This is a genomic window from Xanthomonas euroxanthea, from assembly GCF_903989455.1.
Lineage (GTDB): Bacteria > Pseudomonadota > Gammaproteobacteria > Xanthomonadales > Xanthomonadaceae > Xanthomonas > Xanthomonas euroxanthea.
This window is the reverse complement of sequence record NZ_LR861803.1, coordinates 2,921,941-2,936,114: the sequence shown is the minus strand read 5'-3', so window position 1 is coordinate 2,936,114 and position 14,174 is coordinate 2,921,941. Positions and strand designations below refer to the sequence as shown.

The 14,174-nt window shown below is 67.3% G+C and carries 8 protein-coding genes; 2 read left to right on the top strand and 6 right to left on the bottom strand.

The genetic code is table 11. The features are described from left to right. The first annotated feature begins 46 nt into the window (after positions 1-46). Positions 47-622, top strand: coding sequence for a TetR/AcrR family transcriptional regulator (locus H7A86_RS12310; protein ID WP_119131396.1), 576 nt, complete (start codon positions 47-49; stop codon positions 620-622). Positions 623-713: 91 nt separating this feature from the next. Here H7A86_RS12310 and H7A86_RS12305 read toward each other — a convergent pair whose 3' ends face one another. The 6 genes from H7A86_RS12305 to aptA form a co-directional block, all read right to left on the bottom strand. Next, a complete protein-coding gene (locus H7A86_RS12305; protein ID WP_119131397.1) occupies positions 714-2,150 on the bottom strand; it encodes a DHA2 family efflux MFS transporter permease subunit in 1,437 nt (478 codons plus the stop codon). A gap of 541 nt (positions 2,151-2,691) precedes the next feature. After that, positions 2,692-3,684 (bottom strand): HD-GYP domain-containing protein, encoded by a 993-nt coding sequence (locus H7A86_RS12300; protein ID WP_119131398.1) that lies wholly within the window; start codon positions 3,682-3,684, stop codon positions 2,692-2,694. A 31-nt stretch (positions 3,685-3,715) separates the two neighbouring features. Next, positions 3,716-7,810 (bottom strand): CHASE domain-containing hybrid sensor histidine kinase/response regulator, encoded by a 4,095-nt coding sequence (locus tag H7A86_RS12295; protein WP_119131399.1) that lies wholly within the window; start codon positions 7,808-7,810, stop codon positions 3,716-3,718. 152 nt (positions 7,811-7,962) lie between these two features. Beyond that, positions 7,963-9,267: a DUF445 domain-containing protein gene (locus tag H7A86_RS12290; protein WP_104647914.1), complete on the bottom strand. Its 1,305-nt coding sequence runs from the start codon at positions 9,265-9,267 to the stop codon at positions 7,963-7,965. 494 nt (positions 9,268-9,761) lie between these two features. Further along, entirely contained in the window at positions 9,762-10,619 is an 858-nt protein-coding gene (locus tag H7A86_RS12285) for a plasmid replication/partition related protein (protein ID WP_119131400.1), read from the bottom strand. 111 nt (positions 10,620-10,730) lie between these two features. Continuing rightward, positions 10,731-12,083, bottom strand: a complete 1,353-nt coding sequence (aptA, locus tag H7A86_RS12280; protein ID WP_119131401.1) for an omega-aminotransferase AptA — start codon at positions 12,081-12,083, stop codon at positions 10,731-10,733. Between the two features lie 406 nt (positions 12,084-12,489). Here aptA and H7A86_RS12275 point away from each other — a divergent pair, with 406 nt between their 5' ends. After that, the gene (locus H7A86_RS12275) at positions 12,490-14,169 is read left to right on the top strand and encodes an OFA family MFS transporter (protein ID WP_119131402.1); all 1,680 of its coding nucleotides are present in this window, start codon (positions 12,490-12,492) and stop codon (positions 14,167-14,169) included. The last annotated feature ends 5 nt before the right edge of the window (positions 14,170-14,174 follow it).

The following is a 14,174-nucleotide window of genomic DNA, read 5'->3' as shown; positions in this document are numbered from 1 at the left end:
ACGCTCTCGCTTTCCCATGTCCGCATCACCACGGAGTGTCCCAACGATGAAAGTGACCAAGGCACAGGCACAGGCGAACCGGGCGCACGTCGTCGAGACGGCCTCGGTGCTGTTTCGCGAGCGCGGTTATGAAGGGATCGGCATCGCCGATCTGATGGCCGCTGCAGGTTTCACCCACGGTGGCTTCTACAAGCAGTTCCGCTCCAAGGCGGACCTGATGGCCGAGTCGGCGGCCTGCGGCCTGGCCAATACCGCCGCGCAGACCGAGCAGGTGGACAAGGCGGATTTCGTGATGTCGTATCTGTCGCGCGAACATCGCGACAGCCCTGCCACCGGCTGCACGATGGCTGCGCTGGGTGCCGATGCCGCGCGCCAGCCGGAGGAAGTGCGCGACGCGTTTGCTGCCGGGGTCGAGAACCTGTTGGCGACGCTCGACCGCAGCGGGGCTGCGCCCGGCACTGCGCAGGCTGCGGCCGAGCGCGCCAGCAACCTGGGCATGATGGCGCATGCCATCGGCGCCATCGTGCTGTCGCGGGCGTGCCCGAACGCCTCGCCACTGGCCGACGAAATCATTGCGGTGTGTCGCGACCAGATCCTGTCGTCGCTGCAGCCGTCCAATTGACCGGGGTGGGCTGTCCACCGGCGTTTTGCTGCTGACGCGTGCCGATTCCAGGTCACGCTCGCGCAGGCCCGCCGGCTGCGCGGTGGTGATGTCAGCCGCTGGACGCCCGGTGCCCGCTCATTTCCTGCCCGGCATCCTTGTCGAAACGCAGGTGCCACCAGGTGGCGCTGAGCGAGATCAGGCTCACCACGCAGAACGCCAGCGAAAAATCGCGTTGCGCCGGTTGTGTGTGATCGCCGGCCAGCATCGCCAGCTTGAGGATCATTGCGCCGGCGCAGACGCCGACCGAGAGCATCAGTTGCTGCAAGGTGGTGTACAGGCTGCTGGCGCGGCTCATGCGCGATGCGGGCACGTTTTCGTAGGCGATGGTGTTGTAGGCGGCGAACTGGAACGACATGAAGGCGCCGCAGCACAGCAGCAGGCCGAACATCAGCGCCGGCGGCCAGTCGGGCCGGAACAACGCACACACCATGTAGCCCAGGCTGGCGAGCACGCCGTTGCCGATCAGGCTGTTGCGATAGCCGAAGCGGCGCAATAACTGCGGGGTGATGCTGCGCATCAGCAGTGCGCCGAGTGCGGTGGCCAGGATCAGGCGGCCGCTGTGCGCGGCGCTCATGCCGAAGCCGATCTGGAACAGCAGCGGCAGCAGGAATGGATGCGCGCCCTGGGTGATGCGCATCAGCGCACCGCCGATCACCGATAGGCGGAACGAGTCGATCCGCAGCAGGCTCAGGTCCAGCAGCGGAGCGGGGTGGTGGCGGGCATGCCACAGATACCCCAGCGCTGCGCTGGCGCCGATGGCCAGCAGCCAGCTCGCGGTGCCGATGCCGTCCTGCTGGCTGACCATTTCCAGGCCGAACAACAGGCAACCCAACGCAGTGCCGCACAGCACGAAACCGCGCAGATCGAAGCGGGCCGGGGCTGACTCGGTGGGGATTTCCGGGATGAAACGGCGCACCAGCAGGAAACCGGCCACGCCGATCGGCACGTTGATGTAGAAGATCCAGCGCCAATCCAGGTACGAGACGAACAATCCGCCCAGCGGCGGGCCGAGCATCGGGCCGATGAAGGCCGGCACCAGCGTCCAGGCCATGGCCGACACCAGATGGCGGCGTTCGACGGTGCGCAGCAGGATCAGCCGGCCGAGCGGGGCCATCATCGCGCCGCCGGCGCCCTGCAGCACGCGCGCGGCGACCATGGTGGGCAGGCTGTCGGCCAGCGAACACAGGATCGAGCCGCCGACGAACACCCAGATCGACGCGCCGAACACGCGGCGCAGGCCGAAGCGGTCGGCGATCGCGCCGCTGGCCGGGATCAGTACCGCCAGCGCCAGCAGGTAGCTGGTCATGGCGATGCTCATTGCCGGCGCGGCAACGCCGAAATCGCGTGCCAGGGTCGGCAACGCGGTTGCCAGCACGGTGGCATCCATCTGCTCCATGAAGATGGCGCAGGCCAGGATCAGCGAGATGATGCGGTAATCGGGATAACGCGGCGGCGTGACGCCGGCCTCGGACACGCTGGAGGACATCGGACTCTCGGTTGCGGGGCCGCAGCGGTGGCGCGCAGATGGCGATCGGGCCGGCCCGCGTCGCACGGTGTTGTGCGGCGCAACATGGGTATTGTCCGCCGCTGCGCAGCGGGGTTCAAGCGTGCATGGGTAACAGTGCGTGTGTCTGGAGGTGGATGCGCCGGGGCTGTTTTGGGATGCTGGGGGAGCTGCGCTGGCGTCCGGATCGCCGTCAGCGTTGTTCCGGGCGGCGCGGGCGGCTGATTGGTGTGGCGAGTCGGGATGACTGGTCGGTCGCCAGGCTGGGCGTCCCCTCATCCGGCGCTACGCGCCACCTTCTCCCGGGGGGAGAAGGGAAGCACCGGCGCGCATCTTTCTTCCGACCGGCACCTTTCTCCCGGCCCGAGAAGGGAAGCACCGGCACCCATCCTTCTCCCGACCGGCACCGTTATCCCGGCCGGAGAAGGGATGCATTGGCGCTTGTCTTTCTCCCCCGACCGGGGAAGAACAGCTCCCTGTTGGTGCGAGATGCCGGGAGCGGCCGCAGCACGCATCGTGTGGATCAACACTGTGCGGCCGGATCGTCCCAGGCGTCCATGATCTGCAGGATCTGCGGCAATGCCTCGCGAAAATGCTGCACCAGGCGCGGCTCCAGTTGCTTGCCGGCCATGCTGTCGAGCTTGCGCATGGCGTCGTCCACCGTCCATGGCGCCTTGTAGGCGCGCCGTCCGCACAGCGCATCGAACACATCGGCCACCGCCACGATGCGCGCCGATTCGGGAATGGCATCGCCGACCAGGCCCGTGGGATAGCCGCTGCCGTCCCAGCATTCGTGGTGATGCAGGGCGATCTCCGCAGCCAGCTGAAACACCGGCCCGCGACCGTGTCGCAGCAGGGCGTGGCCGACCTGCGGATGCTGGCGCACCACCGAGCGTTCGTGTTCGTCCAGCGTATCGGACGGGTGCAGCAGGCCGCCGGGTGCCGCAATCTTGCCGGCATCGTGCAGGGGCGCGGCATCCTGCAGCAACTGCGCCCGTTGCGCCGGCCAGCCGATCTTTTCGGCCAGCACCCGCGCATAGGCGGCCATGCGCCAGATATGGGCGCCGGTGTCGGCATCCTGGCCCTGCCCGGCGGTGCCGAGCAGATGGATCGCATCGCGGTATTGCTGGGCCAGCCGCGCGTTTTCGGCCAGCTTCAACTGGGTGGCGATGCGGACCTTGAGCAGGGCGGGCGAGTAGGGCTTGCTGACGTAGTCGGCCGCGCCCGCTTCCAGGCCTGTGCGCTCGTCGTGCTCGCTGTTGCGCGAGGTCACGAACAGGATCGGGATGGCCGCGCTGGCCGGTTGCTGCTTGAGCGTGCGCGCCACCGCATAGCCGTCCATGTCCGGCAGCTCGACATCCAGCAGGATCAACGACGGCATGTGGCGGATCACCGCCTCCAGCGCTTCGCGGCCGGACTTGGCGAACACCAGCGGGAAATCGTCGCGCAGCAACTGGCGCAGGGTGGCCAGGTTGCTGGATTCGTCGTCGACACACAGCAGGGGACGATGCGCCATGAAGACTCCTTGCGACCTGCGTGGCGACCGGTCAGTGCAGGTGAGTGGCTTGCCAGTCGCGCAGCGTGGCCTCGGCGCGACGGAAGTCGAAATCATCCACCGCACGCTGCAGTCCTTCCTGCAGGGTGCGCGGCAGGCGTGGCGCGCAGATCAGCAGCGCGTGGTCGATCCTGTCGGCATCGTCGCTGCCCAGGGCCGCTTCCAGGATCTGCACGCTGTCCGCGTCCAGCGCGACCGCATCGTCACTTGCCGCCTCGGCGCTGCTGGCGTGTTGCAGGAAGGCATGGATCGCGGCGGTGGTGCGCTGCATGGTGTCCTTGAGCGCGATCAGCGCCGAGGTGATGTCGTGGCCTTCCTCGATGCGGGTCTCCAGATCGCTGGCGGCACCGGCCAGGGCCGGCAAGGCCAGCGACCCGGCTGCGCCACGCAGCTTGTGCGCCAGCGCGCCGATCGCCGGCAACTCATTGCGGCGCAGATGCTCGGCTGCGGTCTCGGCCGGGTCGGGGTTGTCGCGCAGCAGTTTGAGCAGATAGCGCTCGTACGGCTCGCGCTCGCGCCACAGGCTGCGCGCACGTGCCGCATCCAGCACCTCCGGGTCGGCATGTTCCCATTCGGGGCCGGCAGGGACGTCGGCTTCGTGCGGCAGCGAGGGGATGCGCCGCACGCCGGGCTGCAGGAAATGGCGGATGGCGGTGACCAGTTCCTCCACATTGAAGGGCTTGGCGATGAAACCGTTCATGCCGGCTTCCAGCGCCTTCTCCTGTTGCGGGCGAAAGGCGCCGGCGGTCAGCGCGATCACCGGCAGGCTGGCCAGCGCCGGGATCTGCCGCAGCCGCCGCGTGGCTTCGTAGCCATCGACCACCGGCATCTGCACGTCCATCAACACCAGCTGGAACAGCTCCGGGGCGCGCTTGAGCGTGTTGACGGCCTGCTCGCCATCGTGAGCGACCGTGACCATGGCGCCTTCGCCCTCGAGAATGCGCTGGGCCACTTCGCAGTTGATCTCGCTGTCGTCCACCAGCAGCAGATGCGCGCCTTCGAGGCGGCGCGCCACGAAGGTGGGCGTCACCGGCCGCGCGCCGGGGCGTGCGTCGACCAGTTGCTCCATCAGCCGGTGCAGCGCTGCACTGGTGACCGGCTTGGTCATGACCGCATCCAGATCCTGTTGCTCCGGGTGCTGTTCAAGCAGGCGGCGCTCGTACGCGGTGACCATGACGATCACCGGATGCGGGCCGGGCACGGCGCGCGCGCGGATCTGCCGCGCGATCGCCACCCCGTCGATATCGGGCATGCGCCAGTCGAGCAGGAAGATGTCGTAGGGCTCGCTGGCCTGTTCGATCGCCTGCAAGGCGGCCTGGCCGCTGGCGACCGCATCCACGCGCCAGCCGAGTTCGGTGGCGATGCGCACCAGGTTGTTGAGCGCGGCATCGTGGTCGTCGGCGATCAAGACGCGCGGCATCGCTTCGGGCGGCAGCGCGGGCAGCTCGCGCTGGGCCGGCGGCGGGGCCGCTTTTTCCAGCGTGATCACGAAATAGAACTCGCTGCCGCGGCCGGGCACGCTTTCCACTTCCAGCTCGCCGCCCATCAACTCGATCAGGCGCCGGCTGATGGTCAGGCCCAGGCCGCTGCCGCCGTAACGCCGGCTGGTGGAGGTGTCGGCCTGCAGGAACGGCGAGAAGATCAGGCTCTGCTTTTCCTTGGAGATGCCGATGCCGGTGTCGCGCACCGAGAACAACAGCTTGAACTTGTTCGGATCGCCGCTGGGGAAGCGCCGTACCGACAGCACCACTTCGCCCTGCTCGGTGAACTTGATCGCGTTGCCGACCAGGTTGACCAGCACCTGGTTGATGCGCAGCGCATCGCCGAGCAACCAGCGGCAGTCGCGCGGCAGCGGTTCGACGATCATTTCCACCGGTTTGGTGCTGAGCGAGGAACGCATCAGGTCGGCGATGTTGTCGAACAGTTGATTGAGGTCGAACGGTGCGCGTTCCAGGTCGATGCGCCCGGCCTCGATCTTGGAGAAGTCCAGGATGTCGTTGATGATTTCCAGCAACGAGCGCGCGGAGCGATCGATCTTGGTCACCATGTCCTGCGCCGCAGCGGGCAGTTCGCTGCGCTGCAGCAGGTACAGCATGCCCAGGATCGCGTTCATCGGCGTGCGGATTTCATGGCTCATGTTGGCCAGGAAATCGGACTTGGACTGGTTGGCGCTCTTGGCCGCGTCCATCGCCAAGCGCAGTTGTTTCTCGTGCAGTTTCTGCTCGGTCAGATCCACCGCCATGCCCAGGTAGCCGATCACCTGGTCGTTGTCGTCGCGCAGGGTGCTCAGGGTCAGCAGCACCGGCAGGCGGCGGCCTTCGTGGCTGACGTAGGTCCATTCGCTGGTGTCGCTGCGGCCCAGGCTGGTCAGCGCGGCGATCGCCTCCAGGGTGTGCGCCACCGGCGCGCCGGTCTGCTCGGAGAGCATGTGCGCGCGCTGCTGCAGTTCCTCGGGCTCGATGAACTGGCCGGCCTTGCGGCGGCCGATCACCTCGTCGGCGTTGTAGCCCAGCAGTTTTTCCGCGGCACGATTGAACAGCGTGACAAAGCCAGCGGAGTCGGTGGCGATGATGGCAAAGCCGGCATGCGCCAGAATCGCCCGATGCAGCGCGGAGAACTTCATCAGTTCGCTGGTGCGTTCGGCGACCTGATGTTCGAGCGATGCATTGAGCGCGACGATGCGCTGGTGCGACCGCACCCGCTCGGAGATGTCGCGGAAGAAATGCGAATGCCCACTCAGGGTGTCGTTACTTTCGATGATCGGGGCCTTGCTGGCCAGTACATGCACCAGATGCCCGTCGCGATGGCGCATGCTTTGCGCCGCGGAGGCATCGACCGACTGGTGTTCGTCGGCGTGCGCGATGTCGGCAATTGCATACGGCTGCGGCGACAGCAGCATCGTCAGGTTCTGGCCGATCGCCTCGTCCGCGCTGTAGCCGAACATCGCTTCGGCAGCGGGATTCCAGTGGGTGATGTCTCCGTCCGGGGTTTCGGCGACGATGGCTTCGCTGGAATGGCTGACCAGCGCCGCCAGCTCCATCTGCTTGCGCAGCACTTCCTCGCGCCGCAGTCCATTGCTGAAATACAGCACCAGCAATGCCGCAAGCAGCACCGACACGCCCAGCACCAGGCCGCCCATCAGCCATGGCGAGGTCTGGTTGAGCGAGGCCAGGAAGCTGGCGGTGGGGTGGGCGGTGATGATCCAGGTGCGGCCGTAGATCTGCAGCTGCTGGATCACCGGCGGGCGACTTGCGCTGTCGCTGGACGGCGTGCCGCTGCGGTAGAAATTGTGGGTGGGCTCGTTCCTGTCGGACAGGTCCAGTGCCAGGTCGTCGCGCTCGCCCAGGGTGCTTTGCACCATCTGCTCGACGCTGAAGGGCGCATACACCCAGCCGCTGGTGGCGGCCATGCGCTGCTGCGGCGTCTGCAGCGGCATGCCTTCGCGATAGACGGCCAGCAGCACCAGGAATCCGCTCTCGCTGGGAATGCGATAGCCGGACAGCGAGATCGGCGAGGTCATGATCGGCAGGCCGCTGCGCGCGGCCTGCAGTGCGGCGGCGCGGCGACGTGGCTCGGAGGCGATGTCCAGGCCAATCGGACGGTTGCCCGAGGACTCCGGCTCGAAATACAGCACGATGTAGCGCTCGCCGTCCCAGGGCTCCAGCGGCCGCCGCTTGATGTCCGGTGCGCCGTCGGCACGGGCGGCCTGCAGGAAGGCCTCTTCGTCGGCGGGCGCGACGCGATGGATGTAGCCGTAGCCCAGCACGCCGGGAAACTCGCGCGTGTAATCGCGCGAGCGGCTGTACAGGGTGAAGCGGTCGCGACTGATGATCTCCTTGCCGGCGCCGATCACCGCGCCGCGCGCGCCGCGCAGCCCATGTTCGAAGGTATACATGCGCTCGCTGATATTACGGGTCAGCGTGCGCACGACGTAGTTGAAACGCTGCTCGCGCTCGAGGTCGTTATGTCGCTGCAGCGACAGGCCGGCGAAAATGGCGGCAATCAAACCTGCGGCGAGAATCAGCAGGGCCCCGATCGACGCACGGCGCCCGTATTTCCTGCGCAGATCCCAGCGGCCATTCGGCATTTGTGTCCCTTTGCCTTGCCTGTTGCGTGCCCGGTGTGCTGACCGACAGTGAGGTCGGCTTCGTGGTGGCGCCTGACGATCATCAGAATGCGTGCGGTCTTCCCCGTGTCTGCACGTGCTTCCGGTGGGCGATCAACGTCATTGCCAATGCATCAGAACGCCAGCCAGATCGATAATGCGTGAAGGGCAAGACCGATCAGTCCGCCCACCAGCGTTCCATTGAACCGAATGTATTGCAGATCGCGTCCGACACCCAATTCCAATTGTTCGACGAGGTGACGTTCGTCCCAACTTTTCACCGTCGACGCAATATGCTCGGTCACCGATGCGCGCAAGCGCGTGGTGAGTTTGTCGGCCGCCTGCAACATGTGCTGGTTGAGCGCTTCACGCAGCGAGGGATCCTGCGACAATGCCTGTCCGAGCGATTGCATGGAACGCTCCATGTGCGCGGCCATCGATGATTCCTCTCGCGCCAGGTCGTTGCGCAGCGCATCGCGGATCTCCCCCCACAGCCCTTGCACGTAGTCCTGCAGGGCCGGATGTTCGATCGCGCGCTGCTTGAGTTCTTCCACGCGCTCGGCCATTGCCGGCTCGTCGCGCAGGCGCGCGATGTAGCGTTGCAGCCAGGCTTCATAGTCGAGCCTGATTGGATGCTCGGGCGTCTTGAGGATGTCCTGCAACTCCTCGATCGCCGCACGCGCCATGCGGTCGGCCAGGCTGTCGCCGATCTCTTCGATCGGCTTGACCCAGTTCACCGTGCCGACCAGCTTGGGCCACTCGCGCCGCGCGTAGCGCACGATCAACGCCGAGGCGCGCGTCTTGACCTGCTCCTGGTCCAGCCACTCGCCCAGGCGCAGCAGCACCTCGTCCAGCAATTTCTGATGCCGGCCATCGGTGGTGAGCAGCGCCATGATATCGCCGACGGTGGCGGCGGCATTCCACTTGCGCAGACGGTCGACCACGAAGCGCTGGATCGCGCGGCGCACCGCAGCCTCGTCCAGCAGCTCCAGCGCCTGCAGCATCCAGCTGCGCGCCATCTGCGCGAGCATGCGCGCCTGCTCGGGTTTGGCCAGCCATTCGCCGAGGCGGCTGGCCGGGTCGAACACGCGCAGTTTGTCCATCAACGCATCCGGGGCGAGGAACTGGTCGCGCACGAACACCGCCAGGCCATCGGCCAGACGGTCCTTGCCGCGCGGCAGGATGGCGGTATGCGGGATCGGCAGGCCCATCGGGCGGCGGAACAAGGCCACCACCGCGAACCAGTCGGCCAATGCGCCGACCGTGGCCGCTTCGCAGAAGGCCGAGACCCAGGCCCAGACGCCTTGTTCGCCCATCAGGTGGCTGACGACGAAGCCGGCGAACATGGCCAGCAGCAGGGCCACCGCCAACAGCTTCATGCGCTGCAGCTGGGCACGACGGGGATCGACGGGACGGGGAGTGCTGAGACTGGGTTCCATGTCCGAAGTGTACCCAGTCGCCGGAGCAGGGCATGTCCACGGCACGCGTCATCGGTTCGGTAGGAGCGCGCCTGAGCGCGATGGCGTTACCGGGAAAGCCGCGTCGCGCCCGGGTGCGCTCCTACGGGTGGTTGCAGCGATCGCGGTCGCCATTCGCGCAGCGGCCGATCGGTTTTGTAGGAGCGCGCCCGAGCGCGATGGCGTTACCGAGACAGCCCGGTCGCGCCCGGGTGCGCTCCTACGGGTGGTTGCAGCGATCGTGGTCGCCATTCGCGCAGCGGCCGATCGTTTTGTAGGAGCGCGCCTGAGCGCGATGGCGTTACCGGGACAGCCCGGTCGCGCCCTGGTGCGCTCCTACGGGTGGTTGCAGCGATCGTGGTCGCCATTCGCGCAGCGGCCGATCGTTTTGTAGGAGCGCGCCCGAGCGCGATGGCGTTACCGGGAAAGCCGTGTCGCGCCCGGGTGCGCTCCTACGGTGATGCACTGTCGGGTATTCAGCCGCGCAGGCGCTCCAGCTGTGATTGCAGCGCGGTCACCTTGGCCTGCAGCGCGGCGTTTTCGTTTTCCAGTTCGGTTACGCGGCGTTGCAGGGCTTTCACATCGCGGCGTTCGGCTTCGCCGCCTTCGGCCTCGTCGGGCCTGGGTTTGCGCTTGGCGTCGCGCACGCGCTTGGCCGCCTGTTTGAGCTCGGCCTTGCCGGCCTGCGCGGCGGCGCGTTGCTCGTCTTCGGACAGGGTGGCCACGGCAGCGGCGGCGCTGATGGAAATCTCGCCGGCCTTGACCGCCTGCACCACTTCCGGGGCGGCCTGTTTGTGGATGCGCTCGATCATCACCACCTGGTTGTTGCTCAGGCGGGCCTCGCGCGCCAGCTCGGCGCGGCTGACCGGGGTGGAGGTCTCTTCCCACGGCGGGCTGTCGCTGTCGGCGGCGGCCTGGACGGTGCCGTGGTCGATGCCGGCGGCGGGCTGGTCATCGTCGGCAACCACCGGCGCTTCCGCCGCGGCGTCGGCATCGCGCTGGCTGCGCTGGCGCGCGGCCAGGATCTCGCGCTTGCGCAGCGCCAGCACGCCACGCTGGAAGTCCGACACGCTGCGCCGGCCCAGGTGCTGCTCGATCATCCACAGCTGCACGTCCTGCATCGACTGGAAGCGCGGGTTCTGCACGGTCTGGAACGGCAGGCCGTGCTTCTGGCAGATGCCGTAGCGGTTGTGGCCATCCACCAGCACATCGCCCCACAGCACCAGTGCATCGCGGCAGCCCTCGGCCAGCAGGCTGCGCTCCAGCGCCTCGTGCTCGTCGGGCGTCAACGGGTCGATGTAGGCCTTGAGTTCTTCTTTGACAACGATGTTCATGCGGCAACTGCGGGGAAGTGCGGGGCCGGCATTGTAGTGAGCCTGCCCCGGCTTTGCGCGCTTGACCGGGCTGCGCGCGGACGGTACACGCGGGCGCCTGTGCCGTCGCCGTCAGGCAGTGCTGCGCAGGATCTTCCCCAGCGTTTCGACCATCTGCCCGATCTGCTCGGGGGTGACGATCAGCGGCGGCGACAGCGCGATGACATCGCCGGTGACGCGCACCAGCAGGCCGCCGTCATGGAAGCAGCGCTCGAAGACTTCGTAGCCGCGTGCGCCCGGCGCGCCGTCGCGCGGGGCCAGCTCGACCGCGCCGATCAGGCCGATGTTGCGGATGTCGATGACGTGCGGCAGCCCGCGCAGGCCGTGCAGCGCATCTTCCCATTGTCGGCCCAGCGTGATCGCGCGGTCGAACAGGTTCTCCTCGGCGTAGGTGTCCAGCGTGGCGATCGCCGCGGCGCAGGCCAGCGGATGGCCGGAATAGGTGTAGCCGTGGAAGAGCTCGATCGCGTTCTGCGGGCCGTGCATGAAGGAGTCAAAGATCGCATCGGCCACCAGCACCGCGCCCATCGGCACGCTGCCGCTGGTCAGCCCCTTGGCGGCGGTGATCAGGTCCGGGGTGACGCCGAAGCGTTGCGCCGCGAACGCCTCGCCGACCCGGCCGAAGCCGGTGATGACCTCGTCGAACACCAGCACGATGCCATGGCGGTCGCAGATGGCGCGCAGCCGCTGCAGATAGCCTTCCGGCGGCAGGATCACCCCGGCCGAGCCGGACACCGGTTCGACGAAGACCGCCGCAATGGTCGACGCGTCGTGCAGGGCGATCAGGCGTTCCAGATCGTCCGCCAGTTCGGCGCCGTGCGCCGGCAGCCCGCGCGCGTAGGCATTGCGTTGCAGATCCAGCGTGTGCCGCAGATGGTCGGTGCCGGCCAGCAGGGGGCCGAACCATTTACGGTTGTTGGGCAGCCCGCCGATCGACATACCGCCGAAGCCGACCCCGTGGTAGGCCTTCTCGCGGCCGATGAAGCGGGTGCGCTGGCCCTCGCCGCGCAGGCGGTGGTAGGCAAGCACGATCTTCATCGCGCTGTCGACCGCCTCCGAGCCGGAGTTGGTGAAGAACACATGGCCCAGGCCGGGCGGGGCGATCGCGGCCAGCCGCTGTGCCAGCACGAACGGCAGCGGTGAGCCCATCTGGAAAGTCGGTGCGAAATCCAGCGTGCCGGCCTGCGCGCGAATCGCCGCCACGATGCGCTCGCGTGCATGGCCGGCATTGCAGCACCACAGCCCGGCAGTGCCGTCCAGGATCTGGCGCCCATCGACATCGCGGTAGTACATGCCGGCAGCGGAGGCCAGCAGGCGCGGGCGCGCCTTGAACTGGCGGTTGGCGGTGAACGGCATCCAGAACGCGTCCAGCTGCGCCGCTGCCTGCGACGCATGCGCGTCGTCGCGCGGAGGGTGGTCGTGCATGGCGGGCTCCGTCGCTGGGGAGCGTCCGACTCTAAGGCCACCGCGCGTCGGCCGTCACCCCGCAGAGCGCGACGGCGACCACGATTTCCGGACCCGCATGCATCGATCCGCACGGACTAGTCAATTAGTCGCAGCGTCTGCCGCTAAGCTCTGGGAACGCCTTGTGGCGCGGGCCGGGACGGGTGTTTGAGCGGCTGCGGGGCGCGCCGAAGCATTGCAAAGATTCAACGATCGCCGATGATGCGCCAGACGAGTGCCAGTTGGGCCTGGTAGTCGCCGCTGCCCTTATCGCAACACGTCAATCGATCGCAGCCATCAATCGTTTTCGCGGCCACTGACACCGCCTGCGTGCAGGCGTTGTGTCAGGCGCTCCGGACACTTCATCGTACTTTTTAGGGGAACGGGAATGACACAAGGGTCCACCGTGGCGAGCGCCAACGGCGCAGACGCCGGCCTGCTGTCCAAGGAGCGCATCGTCGCGCGTCCTGGGTTCAATCGTTGGTTGGTACCGCCGGCCGCACTGGCGATCCATCTGTGTATCGGCATGGCCTACGGCTTCAGCGTGTTCTGGTTGCCGCTGTCCAAGGCGCTGGGCATCACCGAAGCGATCGCGTGCCCGGCCGACATGGGCCTGTTCGCGCGCATGGTCGCCACCACCTGTGACTGGAAGATCAGCGAACTGCAGTGGATGTACACGTTGTTCTTCGTGCTGCTGGGCTGCTCGGCGGCGGTCTGGGGCGGCTGGCTGGAACGTGCCGGCCCGCGCAAGGCCGGTGTGGTCTCGGCGCTGTGCTGGTGCGGCGGGCTGGTGATATCGGCGGCTGGCATCCACTTCCACCAGATCTGGATGCTGTGGCTGGGCTCGGGCGTGATCGGCGGTATCGGTCTGGGCCTGGGCTACATCTCGCCGGTGTCGACTTTGATCAAATGGTTCCCGGACCGCCGCGGCATGGCGACCGGCATGGCGATCATGGGCTTCGGTGGCGGCGCGATGATCGGCAGCCCCCTGGCCGATGCGCTGATGCGCCACTTCGCCACGCCGACCTCGGTGGGCGTGATGGAAACCTTCCTGGTGATGGCGGCGCTGTACTTCGTCTTCATGATGGCCGGCGCGTTCGGTTACCGCGTGCCGCCCAGCGGCTGGACCCCGGCCGGCTGGACCGCCCCGGTGGCCAGCAACAACGCCATGATCACCGCCAACCATGTGCACGTGAGCAAGGTCTGGGGCATCCCGCAGTTCTGGCTGCTGTGGGGCGTGCTGTGCCTGAACGTGTCGGCCGGTATCGGCGTGATCGGCATGTCCTCGCCGATGCTGCAGGAAGTGTTCGGCGGCCGCCTGATCGGGGTGGATGCCGGCTTCGGCAGCCTGGATACGGCGCAGCTGGCCAGCATCGCGGCCATCGCGGCCGGCTTCACCGGCCTGCTCAGCCTGTTCAACATCGGCGGCCGCTTCTTCTGGGCCAGCATGTCCGACAAGCTCGGCCGCAAGAACACCTACACGCTGTTCTTCGTGCTGGGCATCTGCCTGTATGCGGCGGCACCGTCGGCCGGCAGCGTGGGCGGCATCGCGCTGTTCGTGGGCATCTTCTGCATCATCCTGTCGATGTACGGCGGCGGTTTTGCCACCATCCCGGCGTATCTGGCCGACCTGTTCGGCACCCAGATGGTGGGCGCCATCCACGGCCGCCTGCTGACCGCCTGGGCCACCGCCGGCATTCTCGGCCCGGTGGTCGTCGGCTACATGCGGGAGTACCAGCTGGCCCACGGCAGCCCGCCGTCACAGGTCTACAACACCACCATGTACATCCTGGCCGGCATGTTGGTGCTCGGTCTGATCTGCAACCTGTTGGTGCGTCCGGTGACCGCGCGTCACTTCATGACGCCCGACGAACTGGCGCGCGAGAAGCAGCTGGCGCACGAGAAGGTGGACGGCAGCGGCAAGGCGATCCTGCCGCCGGAGCAGATGGCGCGCATCGGGCATGGCGGCAATCCCGCGCTGGTCGCGCTGGCCTGGCTGGCCGTCGGCGTGCCGATGTGCTGGGGCATCTGGGTCACGCTGCAGAAAGCCTTCGTGCTGTTTCATTGAGATGA